The sequence below is a fragment of the Burkholderia sp. MSMB1072 genome (assembly GCF_001524725.1).
Lineage (GTDB): Bacteria > Pseudomonadota > Gammaproteobacteria > Burkholderiales > Burkholderiaceae > Burkholderia.
On sequence record NZ_LOYC01000014.1, the window covers coordinates 1 to 18,154 of the forward strand.

An 18,154-nucleotide genomic window follows, 5' to 3' on the forward strand; every position below is an offset into this window, starting at 1 on the left:
GTCGAGCGGATCCTGCACAACCTGTCGATCCTGTTCGAGCGCACGTTCGCGACCGCGCAGGAGCTGAACCGCTACCGTCGCGAAGTGACGGCGCCGGTCAATGGCGCGGTGGACAGCCCGTAACGGATCGACACATACGGCTGTCGCGGTGCAGGCCGGATTCCGGCCGACATGTGAACGCCCTCTACGCCGACCGGCGCTGCCGGCCGGCGGATTATTCATTTCCGGAAATAATCGCTTCATCAGTTTCTGAAATCGGATGGTGAGCTGGAATTTCATGTGTTTAGTATTTGTTAATAAACATCGAATTCCGGATTTAATTGAATTTTTTGTGTCTGTTGCAGGCAATTTGTCTTTCGCAATCCGGAAAACAAAATGGAAAAGTCGGCAAATTGAAATTGAATCGTAGGCTTCGGGTTTCGTCTCCGTCCATACGGAGAAACCGCTGCGATGGCAGCGAATTTGGCGGAAAATCGGCTATTTTTGCGAGAATTTATCGAACCTGTCGAGTCCTCGATTAGTTCGCATATTAATTTACAAAATCACAACCGGATAATGTTCATGTAAGCGTAGTGGTGCGATGAAAATCGATAGATAAATACAAGTGTCACGATTGAAAATAAGAATGATATGTATCCATGCTTCAATATAAAATCGTTTCCGAATCCAAATAGGAGAGACGAGTCAGGGAGACGAACGGCAACTTGCCTGTCGATGGGTGCAACTTTGAGGCGGCGGTATGGCTAATGTGAGATTGGTAAAGCGATTGAGAAGTCTGCCTTCGCTGGATTTCCTGAGAGGCTTCGAATGCGCGGCGCGCCATTTGAGCTTCACGCGTGCGGGGCAGGAATTGAACGTCACGCAATCGGCCGTGAGTCGGCAGGTCAAGGCGCTCGAAGAGCAGCTCCGGATCGAGCTTTTCCATCGGCACATTCGTTCGTTGACGCTGACCGACAAGGGGCGCGAGCTGTACGACGCGATCTCGTTCGCGTTGTCCGACCTGGAATCGGTGGTCGGCAAGCTGTCGTCGAGTGTCGGCCAGCGCGCCATCTCGTTGTCGACCACCGTCTCGTTCGCCGCGCTGTGGCTGATTCCGCGTCTCGGTTCGTTCCGCGCCAGCTATCCGGACATCGACGTGCGCGTGTCCGCAACGAGCGAAATTGAAGATCTTAAACGCAAACGTTTGCACCTGGCCGTGCGCTATGCAGGCCCGTATACGTCGACCGACGAGACGGACGTGCTGTTTCGCGAGCGTGTCGTGGCGGTGTGCAGCCCGAGCCTGATGACGGCGGCGGGCGACGCCGCGTCGATGAAGCCGGCCGATCTCGACAAGCACGTGCTGCTGCATCTCGACGACCCGCGCGGCGAATGGCCGTGGCATGGATGGAGCCATTTGCTGAAGGAACTCGGCGTGCCGCGGCTGCGGCCGGCCGGCGCGCTGCACTTCAGCCAGTACGATCAACTGGTCCAGGCCGCGGTCGACGGGCACGGCATCGCAATCGGAAGGCGGCCGCTGGTCGACGGGCTGTTGAAGCAGGGGCGGCTCGTCGAGCTGTTCCCGCACTGCACCGTTGCATCGGGCAGCTACGTCCTCGTGCAGAACCCCGATGCGTGCAACGAATTCGACATCGCGGTGCTGACCAACTGGCTGCTCGAACAAGCGTGTCACCCGCTCGCGACGGAGCAGGACACCGCCGGCAGCAACGTGGTGCCGATGTATCGCGTGGGATAACGCGGCGCCGCGATAGCGTCGTGCGCGGTGTCATGCGCGGCACCTGCAACCTGTGCGATGATGCGCCGCTTCGCGTTCGTCGCAGAACGCCGCCGACCGCGGCGCCCGTTTCCGGGCCACCGCCGAGTCCTGACATTCGGAGACAGCATGCCCGCACACAGCATCCAGCGCAGTACCCTGCATTACCACGATCACGGCGCCGGTTTTCCGGTGCTGCTCGGGCACAGCTATCTGTGGGACGCGACGATGTGGGCGCCGCAGATCGACGCGCTGTCGCGCAAGTATCGCGTGATCGTGCCGGACCTGTGGGGGCACGGCGAATCGGGCGCGCTGCCGGACGGCACGCACACGCTCGACGATCTCGCCGCGCACGCGAGCGCGCTGCTCGACGCGCTGGACATCGAACAGTGCGCGATCGTCGGGCTCAGCGTCGGCGGCATGTGGGGCGCACGGCTCGCGTTGCGCGAGCCGCAGCGCGTGCGCTCGCTCGTGATCATGGACGCGTCGCTCGAGGCCGAGCCCGATGCGACGCGCATGCGCTATTTCGGGATGCTCGATGCGATCGAGGCCGCGGGCCGCATCGCGCCGCCGCTGCTCAATGCGATCGTGCCGCTGTTCTTCCGGCCGGATGTCAACCTCGACGATCCGGTGCCGACGGCGTTTCGCCATGCGCTCGCGAACCTGCCCGCCGACCGGCTGCGGCAATCGATCGCGCCGCTCGGCCGGCTGATCTTCGGCCGGCCCGACACGCTGCCGGCACTCGCCGAACTCGATGCCGCACGCACGCTGCTGATGTGCGGCGCGGGCGACATGGCGCGCCCGCCGTCGGAAACCGTGAAGATGGCGAGCGTGATCGGCTGCGCGCATGCGCTGGTGCCGGACGCCGGCCATATCTCGAACCTGGAGAATCCCGCGTTCGTCACGCGCACGCTGCTCGACTGGTTCGACGCGCAGCAACTGCCGTCGAACTGACGGTCACGCGAACGGCGACGCACGCGGGCCGCACGGCGCCGCATCGACCCGCGTCATGCGCGCTCGCTGACCGGCGTGAACTTCCGGTCGCGCACACGCGCTTCGTCGGTGCCGCCGCGCACGAGGCTCAGCGCTTCCGCGCGGCTCGCCACGCACGGCCCGGAGCCGGGCAGCGGCCGGCGCGCGGTCTCGCGCAACGCGAGCACCGACACGATGCCGATGAACGACGCGCCCATCAGGTAGTACGCGGGCATCATCAGGTCGCCGGTGCGATCGACCAGCCATGCGGCGACGAGCGGCGTCGTGCCGCCGAACAGCGACACCGACACGTTGAAGCCGATCGCGAGCGCGCCGTAGCGGATGCGCGTCGGGAAGAGGGCAGGCAGCGCCGACGGCATCACGCCCGTGAACGTCGACAGCAGGATGCCGTAGATCAGCATCCCGCCGAAGATCGGCAGCATGCCGCCGGTGCGGATCAGCATCAGCGCCGGCACCGACAGCGCGAGCAGGCCCACGCAGCCGGCCATCATCACCGGCTTGCGGCCGACCTTGTCCGACAGGTGCCCGGCGTACAGCGTCATCGGCATCATCAGCACCATCACGAGCAGCACCATGAAGAGCCCGTGCGATTCGCGAACGTGCAGCGTCGCGGACAGGTAGCTCGGCAGGTACGACAGCGCCATGTAGTCGGTCACGTTGAAGATCAGCACCAGGCCGACGCATTGCAGCAGCGGCTTCCACTGTTCGACGAGCAGCGTCGCGAAGCGCTGCTTCGGCCGAGCGCGTTCGTCCGCTTCGCGTGCTTCGGCCTCCTTCCTGAATGCCGGGGTTTCCTCGAGCTTGAGCCGCACGTAGAGGCCCACGAGGCCGAGCGGGCCGGCGATGAAGAACGGCACGCGCCAGCCCCACGACAGCAGCGCGTCCTGCGACAGCGTGGCCGTCAACAGCGCGACCGTGGCGGCGCCGAGCGTATAGCCGATCAGCGTGCCGAATTCGAGGAAGCTGCCCATGAAGCCGCGGCGCTTGTCGGTCGAGAACTCGGCGATGAAGGTGGCGGCGCCGCCGTATTCGCCGCCGGTCGAGAAGCCTTGCACCAGGCGGGCGACGAGCAGCAGCACGGGCGCCATGATGCCGATGGACGCATAGCTCGGGATCAGGCCGATCGCGAAGGTGCCGACGGCCATCATGATCATCGTGGCGGCGAGCACGCGCTGGCGGCCGATGCGGTCGCCGAGCGGGCCGAAGACCATGCCGCCGAGCGGGCGCACGAGGAACGCGGCCGCGAACGTGCCGAAGGTGGCGAGCAACTGCGCGGACGGGCTGCTGGACGGGAAGAACACCTTGCCGAGCGTGACGGCGATATAGCTGTAGACGCCGAAGTCGAACCATTCCATCGCATTGCCGAACGCCATCGCGCCGACCGCGCGCTTGAGGACGGCAGGGTCGACGATCGTGATGTCGTCCAGCTTGACGGACTTGCGCGAAGGCCGGGCTTTCGCGGGGTGCGCTTGCGACGGGCTCAATGAACTCTCCTGGAATTGCCTTGGCAACCGGCCGGCGGGAATGCGGCGAGGTCGTGCGGACCGACGGACAGCGAAGGCGGATGTCTCGGGGATGCCTCGATGCCGGTGGCGTGACGCGCGCGGCGGACGACACCGGGCAGGTGTGTTGTGCGAACCAGTTTAGAGAAACGGGCGCGAGCGGCTATCGGTCATGCGCCCGGAAACCGGTGGTAAACGACACGCCCGGGGGAGCGGCGCCAATGGCGCCCCGCCGGGCGGAGGCGCGGCGTGGATGGTCATCTCGCCATTCATTTCCCCATTCGCCGGCGCGCGGATACCAGCAATGCGACGAACGCCGCTTCATCCGCCCGCAGGCCACGCGGCGTACGCCGGACCGAGAGCGCGGCGAGCGTGCCCGCCTCGAATGCGTCGAGCACGGCCGGGTGGATGTAGCAGCGCCGGCACACGGCCGGCGTGTTGCGCAGCAGGTCGGCCACCGCGCGCACGGTCTCGACGATCTGCTTGCGGGCATGCGTGACACCGCGGTGCTCCACGCGCCGCAGCAATGCGAGCGCGTGCACGCTGCCGGCCCAGGTCCGGTAATCCTTTGCGGTGAAATCGGCGCCGCCGGCCTCGCGCAGGTAGTCGTTCACGTCGGACGACCCGACCGGATGGCGTGCGCCGTCGTCGTCCACATACTGGAACAACTCGTGACCGGGCAGCTCCGCGCAACGCCGCACGATGCGCGCGACCCGCGCGTCGTCGACCGTCACGTCGTGCTCGATCCCGCTCTTGCCGGCGAAGCGCAGCCGCACCTGGCCGGGCTGGATTTTCAGATGGCGCTTGCGCAGCGTCGTCAGCCCGTACGAGCCGTTTTCGCGCGCATATTCCGCGTTGCCGATCCGCGCGAGCGTCGTGTCGAGCAAGCGGACGATCGTCGCCACGACCTTGTCGCGCGGCATGCCCGGCAACGCCAGATCGCGCGCGACGCGCGCGCGGATGCGCGGCAGCGCCCGCGCGAACGCGGCCATCCGCGCGTACTTGTTCGCATCGCGGGTCGCGCGCCACTGCGGGTGATAACGATACTGCTTGCGGCCGCGCGCGTCGCGGCCCGTTGCCTGCAGATGGCCGAGCGGATCCATGCAAATCCAGACGTCGGTGTACGCGGGCGGAATCGCAAGCGCGTCGATGCGGGCGATTTCGTCGGGATCGCGAACCCGCGCACCGTCCGGCCCGTAATACGCAAAGCCGTGGCGAAGCCGCCGGCGCGTGTAGCCGGGGCGACGGTCGTCGACATGGCGCAGCGCCGCGATAGCGCTCGAAGCGGGCTGCTTCATGTCGCGAGGCGCCGGCCGGCGGCGACGTCGGTGCGCGGCGACCCGCGCTCACGGGCGGCGATCATGTGTGTCTCCTTTGGGTTCGCGTGATGGGCGGGAGCCTGGCATGGGGTGCGAACCGCCATTGCGGCGAGCAAGAACCGTGCGCCGTGCCGCACGGCCGATCCAGTTGGTTAGGTGTTTATACGTATGTCGATTCCGGCATCGCCTCAATCCAATATTTCATTGGAAGGTTATCGGACTTGTTCCTAGACTGATGCGGGGCTCGTATACCGCGCCGACCGGACACACTGGCCGGCACAGCCCGATCCGCGCCAGCGCCACGCAGAAACACAACAGCGCCGCGGCACACAACGACATCATCGGAGACGGACCATGACATTCATCAGGAAGCTGGCGGCCACCGCGATCGTCGCGGCGACGGCGGCGTTGGCCACCGGCGCGCACGCGCAGCAAAAGCCGATCACGCTCGGGTTCTCGCAGGTCGGCGCCGAAAGCGCATGGCGCACCGCGAACACCGTGTCGGTGAAGAGCGCGGCGAAGGACGCCGGCATCAACCTGAAGTTTTCCGACGCGCAGCAGAAGCAGGAGAACCAGATTCGCGCGATCCGCTCGTTCATCGCGCAGAAGGTCGACGTGATCGCGTTCTCGCCGGTCGTCGAATCGGGCTGGGAGCCCGTGCTGACCGAGGCGAAGGCCGCGCATATTCCGGTGATCCTGACCGACCGCGCGGTCGACGTGAAGGACCCGTCGCTGTACGTGACGATGATCGGCTCCGACTTCCTCGAGGAAGGGCGGCGCGCCGGCCACTGGATGGAAGAGCGTTACAAGAACGACGCGGGCCCGATCAACATCGTCGAGCTGCAGGGCACGGTCGGCTCCGCGCCGGCCAACGATCGCCGCGCAGGCCTGCTCGAAGTGATCAAGAACAACCCGAAATTCAAGGTGATCGCGTCGCAGAGCGGCGACTTCACGCTCGCCGGCGGCAAGCAGGTGATGGAAGCGTTCGCGAAGACCTACGGCAAGCAGATCAACGTCGTCTACGCGCACAACGACGACATGGCGCTCGGCGCGATCCAGGCGATGGAAGAGGCCGGGATCAAGCCCGGCAAGGACGTGAGCGTCGTGTCGTTCGACGCGACCAAGGGCGGCTTCCAGGCGATGATCGCGGGCAAGATCAACGTCGACGTCGAATGCAGCCCGCTGCTCGGCCCGCAACTGATGAGCGCGGTGAAGGACGTCGTCGCCGGCAAGCAGTTGCCCAAGCGCATCGTGACCAACGAGACGGTGTTCCCGATGAACGTCGCGGCGCAGGTGCTGCCGACCCGGAAGTACTGACCTGTGCGCACGGGCGGCGGCCTGACGGCCACCGTCCGGCGACGCTTCGACGGAGGATGCATGGAGAGTGCGCCGGTGGTCGAGATGATCGGCATCGACAAGTCGTTTCCGGGCGTCAGCGCGCTGCAGCGCGTGGACTTCCGGCTGTTTCCGGGCGAGATCCACGCGCTGATGGGCCAGAACGGCGCGGGCAAGTCGACGCTGATCAACGTGCTCACCGGCGTGCATGCGCACGATGCGGGCGAGATTCGCGTCGGCGGCCGGCCCGTGCGCTTTGCCGCGCCGCGCGAGGCCGAGGCGGCCGGCATTCAGACGCTGTATCAGGAAGTGAACCTGTGCGCGAACCTGTCGGTCGCCGAGAACATCTTCGCGGGCCGGCAGCCGATGCGGCGCGGCGCGATCGACTGGAACACGATCCATGCGCGCGCGCGGGCGGCGCTCGCCGAACTCGACCTGTCGCTCGACGTCACGCGCTCGCTCGACGCGTATCCGATCGCGGTGCAGCAGATGGTCGCGATCGCGCGTGCGGTGTCGGTCGACGCTCGCGTGCTGATTCTCGACGAGCCGACCTCGAGCCTCGACGACGGCGAGGTTGCGCGGCTGTTCGACGTGTTGCGCCGGCTGAAGGCGTCGGGCATCGCGATCCTGTTCGTCACGCATTTTCTCGAGCAGACCTATGCGGTGTCCGACCGGATCACCGTGATGCGCAACGGCGAGCGCGAAGGCGAGTACCTTGCGCGCGACCTGCCGGTCGACGCGCTGGTCGCGAAGATGACCGGCCGCGAGCGCATGTCCGACACGCTGCAGGCCGGCGCCGCGGCGGTCGAGCGTACCGCCGCGGCCGCTGCGCCGTTCCTGTCGATGCAGCGGGTCGGCCGGCGCGGGATGATGAGCGCGCTCGATCTCGACGTGCGCCCCGGCGAGATCGTCGGGCTGGCCGGGCTGCTCGGCTCGGGCCGCACCGAAACGGCGCAGCTGGCGTTCGCCGCGGCGCGCCCGGATACCGGCGCGATCGAGATCGACGGCGCGCGCAAGCGGCTCGCGTCGCCGCACGATGCGGTGCGCAACGGCATCGCGTATTGCCCGGAAGACCGCAAGAAGGAGGGCATCGTCGCCGCGCTGTCGATCCGCGAGAACATCGTCCTCGCGCTGCAGGCGCGGCGCGGCTGGTGGCGGCTGATCGGGCGGGCACGGCAGCGCGAGATCGCCGACACGTACATCGCCCGGCTCGACATCAAGGCGCGCGACGCGGAGCAGCCGATCGGGCTGCTGTCGGGCGGCAACCAGCAGAAGGTGCTGCTCGCGCGCTGGCTTGCGACGGACCCGAAGCTGCTGATTCTCGACGAGCCGACGCGCGGCATCGACGTCGCCGCGAAGTTCGACATCATGGAGCGCGTGCTCGCGCTGTGTGCGCAGGGGCTCGCGATCCTGTTCATCTCGTCGGAGATCGGCGAGGTCGTGCGCGTGAGCCACCGGATCGCGGTGCTGCGCGACCGGCGCAAGGTCGCAGAGCTGACCGGCGCCGACGCATCCGAAGAGCAGGTTTACCGGTTGATCGCGGGAGGCCAGTCATGACGTGGCTACGCATGCTGTTTCGTCATTCGCTCGTGTGGCCGGTGCTGACGCTCGCGCTGCTGTTCGCGCTGGACGTCGCGCATCGTCCCGGCTTCCTGTCGATCGCGCTGCTCGACGGCCATCTGTTCGGCGCGCCGATCGACATCCTGAACCGCGCGGCGCCGCTCGTGATCGTGTCGCTCGGGATGACGCTCGTGATCGCGACGCGCGGGATCGACATCTCGGTCGGCGCGATCGTCGCGATCGCCGGCGCGGCGGCCGCGACCGTGCTCGAGGCGGACCCGTCGCGGGTCGGCGCGGCGCTGGCCGCCGCGCTCGGCGTCGGGCTGCTGGCCGGTGCGTGGAACGGGCTGCTCGTCGCGTTCGTCGGGATGCAGCCGATCATCGCGACGCTGATCCTGATGGTGGCCGGGCGCGGCGTCGCGCAACTACTGACGGGCGGCCAGATCATCCCGATCGGCGCGCCGGGCTACCTCGCGCTCGGCGGCGGCTATCTCGCGACCGTGCCGTGCGCGGTATGGATCGCGCTCGCGACGATCGGCGCGACCGCGCTGCTGGTGAACCGCACGGCGCTCGGGCTGTTCATTCGCGCGATCGGCGTGAACCCGGTCGCGACGCGGCTCGTCGGGCTGCGCTCGGGCGCGGTCGTGTTCGGCGTGTATCTGTGCTCGGGCGTGATGTCGGCGCTTGCGGGCATCCTCGCGAGCTCGAACGTGCGCAGCGCCGACGGCAACAACGCGGGGCTGCTGCTCGAACTCGACGCGATCCTCGCGGTCACGCTCGGCGGCACGTCGCTGCTCGGCGGCCGCTTCAGTCTCGCCGGCTCGGTGCTCGGCGCGCTGATCATCCAGACGCTCACCTACACGACCTATTCGATCGGCGTGCCGCCGGAGGCGACGCTCGTCGTCAAGGCGGTCGTCGTGATCGTCGTGACGCTGATCCAGTCGGACGCGGCGCGTGCGCTGCTCGTCCGGTACGCGTCGCGGCTGCTGCCTTCCGCGCGATCGCGCGCCACCACCACCGGAGCAACGCCGCGATGAACCGTTTCCTTGGCCGGCTCGCCGATCCGCGCACGCTGCCGATCGTCGTGACGATCGTGCTGTTCGTCGCGCTGTTCGGCTTCGGATCCGTGATGTACACGGGCTTTTTCTCGATGCAGGTGCTGACCGGGCTGCTCGTCGACAATGCCTTCCTGCTGATCGTCGCGATCGGGATGACGTTCGTGATCGTGTCGGGCGGCATCGACCTGTCGGTCGGCTCAGTCGTTGCGCTGACAACGATCTTCTGCGCGGTCGGCGCCGAACGGCTGCACTGGCCCGTGTGGGCGATCGTGCCGCTCGCGCTCGCGTTCGGCGCGCTGTACGGCGCGGCGATGGGCGCGCTGATCCACTATTTCCGGTTGCAGCCGTTCATCGTCACGCTCGCCGGAATGTTTCTCGCGCGCGGCGCGTGCTTCCTGATCACGACGCAGTCGATCACGATCAACGAGCCGGCGTTCCATGCGATTGCGGGCATCAGCGTGCCGGTCGGCGGCGGCACGCTGAGCGCCGGTGCGCTGATCGCGCTCGCGACGCTGGCCGTCGCGATCTACGTCGCGCATTTCACGCGCTTCGGCCGCAACGTCTATGCGGTCGGCGGCAACGAACGCTCGGCGCTGCTGATGGGCTTGCCGGTCGCGCGCACGAAGATCGGCGTCTACGCGCTGAGCGGCTTCTGTTCGGCCCTCGGCGGCGTGGTGTTCACGCTGTACGTGCTGTCGGGCTACGGGCTGCAGGCGCAGGGAATGGAGCTCGACGCGATCGCCGCGACCGTGATCGGCGGTACGCTGCTGACGGGCGGCGTGGGCTACGTGATCGGCTCGGTGTTCGGGGTCGGCATCCTCGGCACGATCCAGGTGCTGATCACGTTCGACGGCACGCTGAGTTCCTGGTGGACGCGGATCGTGATCGGCGCGCTGCTGTGCGTGTTCTGCGTGCTGCAGCGGGTCATCGAGCGGCACGCGGCGCGGCGCCGCACCGGCGGCACGGGGCTCGGCGCGCAGCGGCCGACGCACGCCGCCCCCGCGCGGCCGGCGCCGCCCGAAGAAGACATCGCGCTGGTATCGACGATGCGGCGCTCGTAGCGGGACGCGCGGCGGAACGATGCGCGCGGCGCCGTCAGGCCGTGCCGGCCGCGTCCGCCTCGGTGTCGAACGGCGTATCGGCGACGCGCATGCGTTTCAGCGAGCCGGCCAGTTTTTCGATCGCGTGCAAGTCCAGCGCATCGAGGTGCTCGCGCATTTCCTGCACGAACGGCGCATGGTCCGGCTCGTCCGCATACTGGCCGAGCCATTCCTCGATATCGGTCAGCCGGCCTTCGCCGGCGAGCGCGATCAGCTCGGCGAGCGCGTCGGCGGGCGGGCTGCGCATCGCGGGCGCGGCGCTGGCCGGTTCCGCTTCGTCGGCGGGATGAAACCGCCTGACGAGCCCCGACACCGGCACGAGCGCATGACCGAGGGCTGGCGCGTCGACGGCGAACGAGAACGTCGTGCCGCTTCCCGGCTGGCTCGCGACGGCCAGCTCGCCGCCCATCACGGCGACGATGCGCTGCGCGATGAACAGGCCGAGCCCGGTGCCGCCGTTTACCGCCTGCACCTGCTGGTACGCGCGGAAGATGTCGGTGGTCGCGGTGATGTCGATGCCGATGCCCGTATCGGCGACCTCGAACAGCAGGCGCCATGCATCGCCTTCGCGCGACGCATGAACCGACAGCGTGACCGTGCCGTTGCGCGTGAATTTCGATGCGTTGGACAGCAGGTTCAGCAGCACCTGTTGCAACCGGATGCCGTCGATCAGCACCGTGCGCGGCAACGGCGTGACCGGCTGATAGACGAACCGGTTGTCCTGCTGCGAACACAGCGCGAGCGCGTAGTGGCCGATGTCGTCCAGCAGCCCCGGCAGGTCGGTGCGGTCGGGCGCGACGCCGAGCGGCTGGAGTTCGGCCTTCGTGAACGCGAGCAATTCGTCGATCAGCGCGAGCTGGTAGCGGATGCTGCGGTCGATCGACCGGATCAGCCGCGCCTGGCTGCGCGTCGCGCCTTGCAGCAGCAGCTTCGCATAGCCGTTGATCGTCGACAGCGGCGCGCGCAGATCATGGCTGACGTAGCCGAGCGTCTCGATCTTCTGCTGCATGTGCGTTTTCGACTGCTGCAACGCATCGTTGAGCGCAACCGTGCGCCGCGCGACCTCGTCGCGCAGCCGATCCTGCTCGGTGAGCTGCCAGTGTTCGAGCCGCTTGCGTGCCTCGGTGCGCTGACGGCCCACGTGGTGAATCCACGCGGCCAGCACCAGCAGGTGCGTCGCGAGCCCGATGATCGCGATGACGGGGTTCGGATAGACGTCGGACCGGATCCACGACAGCACGGGCGGCAATGCATCGCGGCCGTCGAGCATGCGGATCAGCATGTTGAACGTCGCGAACGCGACCGCGATCAGCATCACGCGGGCCGTCGGCGTGCGCCGGATCGCGAGCATCAACGCCAGGCTGATGTTCACGATCGCGAGCACGGTGTTCAGCCACAGGCAGAACCACGCGAAGGTCGCCAGATCGCCGAACGCCGCACCGGCTATCCCCGCGCATTCGAGCGCGAGAAACACCACGTACACCGCGCGCATCGGCATCTTCGCCTTCTCGCGATGCGCGACCATCAGGATGAAGACGATGAAGCAGGCGACCGACAGATACGCGAAGATCGTTTCGCCGCGCGTCGACCACTCGCGCGCGCCGGGCGACAGGAGCATCGCGAGATAGCCGCGGTATGCCGCTTCGAACAGCGCGGTGTTGAGGGCCAGTGTGGCCAGCACGTGGAACACCCCGCTGCGCGAGAAAAAGCCGATCAGCAGCGCGCACCAGACGAGCGCGAGCAGCCCGCCGAAGAACCCGAAGTTCCACATCGACGCGTGCAACTCCTGCGCGATCCACGCGTCGCGGGTGAACGCGACCGGCGCAAGGCGCATTTCCTTGCGCGATGTGATGCGGATCAGCACGGGAAGCTGTTCGCCCGCGCGCAGCGTGACCTCGAGGGTCGGGTAGCGCGACGGCGCGTCGCGCGCGTCGCCGCGGTCGGTCGGGAAGCTGCGCTCGAGCATCCATTGGCCGTGCCGGCCGACGTAGAAGTCGGCCCGGTCGACGCGCGCATCGCGAATCGCCAGCACCAGCGGGCGCGTGTCGCCGTCGCGGTTGATCAGCGTCGCGCGGACCCACCAGGCCGAGCGCGAAAACGTCACGTTGAATGCAGTGCGGGCCGTGGCGGCTGCGTGACGCGACGGCTCGGCGAGCCGGGCGGCGACCTCGTCGACGGACAGCGTCGTGCCGGCGTCTTCGAAAACCGATACGGCTTCGAGTTGTGCAGGATTCGGCGTCGTTGCGGCGCTCGCCGTCGCGCACGTGACGGCCAGCGCCGCCAGAAGCACGAGCAACGTGCAACATCCCGCCGCCCATGCCGCGCAGTGCCTACGCATCGCCGTGGCGCCCCCCCGGTGCGGCCGGCGCGTCGACCGCGTGGCGCTGGCGCCGCCAGTCGGACGGCGTGATGCCGAAGCGTTCGCGGAACGCCGTCGCGAAATTGCCGGGGGTGGAAAAGCCGATTTCCTCGGCGATGTCGCCGATCCCCATCGACGTTTCCGACAGGAAATGCATCGCGGCGCGCAGCCGCGTGTCGCGCAGGTACTCGAATACGGTCTGGCCGAGATGGTCGCGGAACGCGCGCGACAGCCGTTTTTCGTGCGTGCCGACCTGCTTCGCGAGATCCTCGAGGGCCGGCGGATGGCGCAGGTCGCGCAGCAGCACGTCGCTTGCCGCGCGCACGAGCGCCGCGTCGCGGTTGTCGGGCAATTCGGGCAGGTGCGCGAATGGCTGGCTGCGTCGCACGCGCTTCAGGTGATTGCGGATTCGCGCGATGACTTCCGCCGGTTCGAACGGCTTGACGATGTAGTCGATCGCCCCCGTTTCGAGCCCCGCGATGCGATCCTCGAGATCGCCGGCGGCCGTCAGGATGATCACCGGAATGGATTGCGTCGACGGGGTGGACGCCAGCAGCCGGCTCGCGGCGAAACCGTCCATGCGCGGCATGCGGACGTCCATCAGGATCAGATCGGGCGCGATGGCCTGTGCACGATGATAGGCCTGCAGCCCGTCGAACGCGACGCTGATCCGGCACTGCGCGGTGCGCAGGATTTCGGTCAGGAGCCGCAGGTCGTTCGGGCGGTCGTCGACGATGAGAACATGGGCGCCGGCGAGATCCGGCGTGGTGCGTGGCGACGCCGAACTGGACAAGCGGGATGACATGGTTGCGAACGCGTTGGAAGGGGAGTGGCCTGTCAGGTCGGAGGCATCGCAATCTGTACGATTGTTGCAAAAAATTATATGTCGACAACAGCGTCGAGGGTGGGATTCCGTGCGGCGCGTGTGGGCTTGTCGCATGGGCATCGCAGGGGCGCGGCGGTGTGGCCCGCTTTCCCGGAAAATGAATCGGAAAAATGTGCCGAATCTATTCGTAAAATTACGGTCGTTATTTCCGGTTTAATGATTTCATGGGTGAAAATGGCCCGTCTGATGAATTGACGCTTGCGGTGTCGAAATTCGCTGGAGGCCGCGTAAATCGAATTATCCGATTCATTGTCGATCGACTGAATTCGACGTAATGCCGGTGGGTATTAATGTTTACGGAAAAATCGGATTTCCTGCAAATATGTATGAATGTAAATGCTGTCCGCTACGGAAAAGTATTTTTCCGCTACGGAAAAGGTTTGTTTGGGCAAATGTCGGCACACTAGCCCCAGCGCGGCTGGAATCGGTTCTTTGGACGCTTCCTGCTGCCATCGAAATGGCGGTCGCCGCTGCATCTTCGGGCAGCCAATATCCAATGTCACATTGAATAATGGTATTCCCGGATGATGAGAAGGTGGTTACAAAAGAATAACGGGCACGAGGGTAATGAAGGTGTCATAATTCGCGGAATTTTTAGATATACAAGATGCGCCGTGAAATGACGAGATGGGGCTGGTTGGTGAGGCATCGGGCGAGGAAAATCGTCAGGAAAATTCGATCGATTAATTCGATGCCGGGGTCGTTCGGCGAGTGGCGGTTTTTTCCGGAAATCCGGAAAAAAACCGTTGCCGGCCGGACGGAAAGGGGTGAGTGACTTCGCGTGCGCCGCCGGGCGTCTGATCGATCCGGAGGCCGCGCGTGGTGCTCTATCGAATCAGGCGGATACGAAAAATATGAATACGACAAGCATGGCAGGTCGGGGTGTCGGGTCGATCGATCCGGTGCCGGCTGTCAGCGTCAGCGATCCGGCGGCGCATGCCGCAAACCCGGGGACAGGATGGCGCCTTTCGCCGCCTGAATGAAAGACGACGGGCCGCCCGCGATGCGGGCCGGCGTCCGTCCGTTCCGCGTCCGAGCGACGCTTTTCCGAATGAGATTCGAAGTCGCCCTTCGGCGGGTGCGACGGGGTGCGCGCGTGCGGATTCGCGACGCGTCGTGCGCCATGTCGCCGCCGGGCAGGCGATGTCGACTTCCGTGAATCGATAACCGGCGATCGCCATCGCGCATCGTGCCAACGGGCATGCGCGGCGAATCGATCGTGCACTCGCGATGGGTGTCGAACGTGTCGGGCAACGCTGTTCGTAGTTTTTATTAGTAATGCGAAGTGAGAAGCGGGGCACCGCGAAGCAGACGAAAGCGGAGAGGGTCCGCGTTTCGCCTGACGCCGCGTTCGCCGTTGCGTCATCCAGCACATGAGAACCGAGGGAACACAAGATGAACAAGTCGTTCAAGTCGATCTGGAACGAAGCATTGGGAGCCTGGGTTGCGGCTTCGGAGCTTGACCGGGCACGCGGCAAGCGGGTGGCGTCGTCGCGGCGCACGGCGGCGCATGCCGCGAGCGCGAGCGGCTCGACGCGTGCGGGCATGCCTTCGCCGCGGCGGCTGGCCATGCTGATGGCGTCCGCATATCTCGCGTTGTTCCATGTGGGCGCACATGCGCAGTACGCACCGGATGGCGGTACCGCGTCGGGCGGCGTGACGGCGATCTCGATCGGCCTCGGTTCGACCGCCGCGCAACAGAATTCCACCGCGCTGGGCAACCTGTCGACGGCGCAGGGTTTGTCGGCCACGGCGCTCGGCCCGGGTGCGCGTGCGATGGCCGACGGTTCGACGGCCGTCGGCATCAACGCGCAGGCGAACGGTGTCAACAGCGTGGCGATGGGCGTGCAGGCGATCGGCTCGGGCCCGTATTCGGTCGCGATCGGGAATTTGTCGCAGGCCACGCAAAGCGGCACGGTATCGATCGGCAGCGGCGCGACGGCGAACGGTGTGGCAGGCGTCGCGCTCGGGAACAATGCATCGGCCTCCGGTCAGTATGCGGCTGCGCTTGCGCTCGGGTCCCTCGCGTCCGGGGCGCAAAGTATTGCGCTCGGCTTTTCGTCGCATGCCACGGACACCGGTGCCGTGGCGCTCGGTAACCAGTCGACGAGTTCGGGCTCGGCCGCCGTCGCCGTGGGCAGCGGCGCGCTGGCTTCCGGTAATTCCGGCGTCGCGATGGGCGTCAACAGCGGCGCGAAGGGCACCTCGTCGATTGCGATCGGCTGGGGCGGTACCGCGGGCGTGCCCGGCTCGGGCACGCAGTCGCTCGGCACGAGCTCGATCGCGATGGGCTCGAACACGAGTGCCGGCGCGGACAATGCGCTGGCATTCGGCCTGAACGCCAATGCGTCGGGTCTCAGTTCGATCGCGACGGGCGTGCAGGCGACCGCGACGCAGCAGTTCGCGACCGCGCTCGGCAATCTGGCGCTGGCGACCGGCGTTTCCTCCAGCGCGCTGGGGCCCGGCGCGACGGCGTCTGCGACGAATGCGACGGCGATCGGCATCAACAGTGTCGCGGCTGCCGGCTCGACCGTCGCGATCGGCGATTCCAACTCGGTCGCCGCAACCGCCGGTGCGGGTTCGATCGCAGGCGGCAACGCGTCGAAGGTGCTCGGCGGCACGGGCGCCGTCGCGCTCGGCTTCGGCCAGACCGTGAGCGGCAACGGCGCGGTCGCGATCGGCGATCCGAGCAGCGCGATCGGCACCGGCGCGGTCACGATGGGTTCGAACAACACCGCGAACGGCGACGGCGCGGTGGCGATCGGCAATACCAACAACGCGCAGGGCACGGGTTCGCTGGCGCTCGGCAATACGTCGACCGCAGCGGCGGCGGGGGCGGTCGCGTTCGGCGCATCGGCCGTGGCCAACAACGCAAACGATGTCGCGCTCGGCTCGGGATCGACGACGGCCGCGCCGAATCCGACGGCCAGCGCGGTCATCGGCGGCGTCACGTACAACTTCAACGGCATCAACCCGACCAGCGTCGTCAGCGTCGGCAAAGCGGGCAGCGAGCGCCAGATCACCAACGTCGCGGCCGGGCGCATCGATTCGTCGAGCACGGACGCGATCAACGGGTCGCAACTCGCGGCGACGAACACGGCACTCGATTCGCTGTCCACGTCGACGGCGTCGAGCATCACGTCGCTGTCGACCGGGGTTTCGTCGTTGTCGACGGGCCTCAGTTCGACCAATAGCGCGGTGACGTCGTTGTCGACTTCGACGTCGACCGGCATCAGTTCGCTGTCTACCGGTCTCAGCTCGACCAATAGCGCGGTGACGTCGTTGTCGACTTCGACGTCGACCGGCATCGGTTCCCTATCGACCGGCCTGAGCTCGACCGACAGCACGGTCACGTCGCTGTCGACGTCCACGTCGACGGGCCTGTCGTCAGCCAATAGTTCGATCGCGTCGCTGTCCACGTCGACCTCGACGGGTATCGGTTCGTTGTCCACAGGGCTGAGCTCGACCGACAGCACGGTGACGTCGCTGTCGACTTCCACATCGACGGGTCTGTCGTCGGCCAATAGTTCGATCGCGTCGCTGTCCACGTCGACGTCCACGGGCATCGGTTCGCTGTCCACTGGCCTCAGTTCGACCAATAGCGCGGTGACGTCGTTGTCCACGTCGACCTCGACGGTCGTCGGTTCGCTGTCCACCGGCTTGAGTTCGACCAACAGCACGGTGACGTCGTTGTCCACGTCGACCTCGACGGGCATCAGTTCGCTGTCCACTGGCCTGAGTTCGACCAACAGCACGGTGACATCGTTGTCCACGTCGACCTCGACGGGCATCAGCTCGCTGTCCACCGGCCTGAGCGCGACGAACAGCAACCTGACGTCGCTGTCCACGTCGACATCGACCGTCGTCGGCTCGTTGTCCACCGGCCTGAGCTCGACCAACAGCAACCTGACGTCGCTGTCCACGTCGACGTCGACCGTCGTCGGCTCGCTGTCCACCGGCTTGAGCTCGACCAACAGTTCGATCACGTCGCTGTCCACGTCGACCTCGACGATCGTCGGTTCGCTCTCCACCGGCCTGAGCGCGACGAACAGCAACCTGACCTCGCTGTCGACCGCCACGTCGACCGGCATGAGCTCGCTGTCGACGGGCCTGAGCTCGATTGCGAACAACAACACGAACCTGGGCAACAGCACGGCCGGCGCGATCGGCGGCGGCGCTACCTACGATCCGACCACCGGCGCGATCTCGGCGCCGTCGTACGTGACGTACAACAGCGACGGTTCGACCACGATCAACAACAACGTCGGCTCGGCGATCGACAACATCAACGC

The 18,154-nt window shown here is 66.6% G+C and carries 11 protein-coding genes and 1 pseudogene; 8 read left to right on the top strand and 4 right to left on the bottom strand.

All coding sequences use genetic code 11. The features are described 5' to 3' along the window. The 3 genes and pseudogenes from WS89_RS33660 to WS89_RS07565 all read left to right on the top strand — a co-directional run. Positions 1-123 (top strand): annotated as a pseudogene (locus tag WS89_RS33660) (ferritin-like domain-containing protein); the annotation flags it as partial. Between the two features lie 616 nt (positions 124-739). Then, entirely contained in the window at positions 740-1,732 is a 993-nt protein-coding gene (locus WS89_RS07560) for a LysR substrate-binding domain-containing protein (protein ID WP_059790305.1), read from the top strand. A gap of 147 nt (positions 1,733-1,879) precedes the next feature. Continuing rightward, complete coding sequence (locus WS89_RS07565; protein ID WP_059790307.1) at positions 1,880-2,704, top strand: alpha/beta fold hydrolase; 825 nt, start codon at positions 1,880-1,882, stop codon at positions 2,702-2,704. A gap of 53 nt (positions 2,705-2,757) precedes the next feature. On the opposite strand, the gene proP is transcribed toward WS89_RS07565, so the two are convergent. Continuing rightward, positions 2,758-4,227 (bottom strand): glycine betaine/L-proline transporter ProP, encoded by a 1,470-nt coding sequence (gene proP, locus WS89_RS07570; protein ID WP_059790309.1) that lies wholly within the window; start codon positions 4,225-4,227, stop codon positions 2,758-2,760. Between the two features lie 287 nt (positions 4,228-4,514). Beyond that, positions 4,515-5,543: a DNA topoisomerase IB gene (locus tag WS89_RS07575; RefSeq protein ID WP_059790311.1), complete on the bottom strand. Its 1,029-nt coding sequence runs from the start codon at positions 5,541-5,543 to the stop codon at positions 4,515-4,517. Between the two features lie 375 nt (positions 5,544-5,918). On the opposite strand from WS89_RS07575, the gene WS89_RS07580 reads away from it, so the two are divergent. From WS89_RS07580 to yjfF, 4 genes are read left to right on the top strand one after another with little or no spacing between them, the layout of a single operon-like run. After that, the gene (locus tag WS89_RS07580) at positions 5,919-6,881 is read left to right on the top strand and encodes an ABC transporter substrate-binding protein (RefSeq protein ID WP_059506329.1); all 963 of its coding nucleotides are present in this window, start codon (positions 5,919-5,921) and stop codon (positions 6,879-6,881) included. 60 nt (positions 6,882-6,941) lie between these two features. Next, entirely contained in the window at positions 6,942-8,456 is a 1,515-nt protein-coding gene (locus WS89_RS07585; RefSeq protein ID WP_059790314.1) for a sugar ABC transporter ATP-binding protein, read from the top strand. After that, complete coding sequence (locus WS89_RS07590) at positions 8,453-9,496, top strand: ABC transporter permease (protein ID WP_059790317.1); 1,044 nt, start codon at positions 8,453-8,455, stop codon at positions 9,494-9,496. Before WS89_RS07585 ends, WS89_RS07590 begins: the two co-directional genes overlap by 4 nt. Continuing rightward, entirely contained in the window at positions 9,493-10,578 is a 1,086-nt protein-coding gene (gene yjfF, locus WS89_RS07595; RefSeq protein WP_034208984.1) for a galactofuranose ABC transporter, permease protein YjfF, read from the top strand. The genes WS89_RS07590 and yjfF overlap by 4 nt, the downstream gene beginning before the upstream one ends. Positions 10,579-10,612: 34 nt before the next feature. Here yjfF and WS89_RS07600 read toward each other — a convergent pair whose 3' ends face one another. Together WS89_RS07600 and WS89_RS07605 are read right to left on the bottom strand one after the other, a co-directional pair. Beyond that, positions 10,613-12,955 (bottom strand): sensor histidine kinase, encoded by a 2,343-nt coding sequence (locus WS89_RS07600; RefSeq protein WP_059790319.1) that lies wholly within the window; start codon positions 12,953-12,955, stop codon positions 10,613-10,615. Continuing rightward, positions 12,948-13,781: a response regulator transcription factor gene (locus WS89_RS07605; RefSeq protein ID WP_059506342.1), complete on the bottom strand. Its 834-nt coding sequence runs from the start codon at positions 13,779-13,781 to the stop codon at positions 12,948-12,950. Before WS89_RS07605 ends, WS89_RS07600 begins: the two co-directional genes overlap by 8 nt. A gap of 1,476 nt (positions 13,782-15,257) precedes the next feature. Here WS89_RS07605 and WS89_RS33665 point away from each other — a divergent pair. Further along, the coding region (locus WS89_RS33665) for an ESPR-type extended signal peptide-containing protein (protein ID WP_257128148.1) at positions 15,258-18,154 on the top strand (2,897 nt) is incomplete at its 3' end.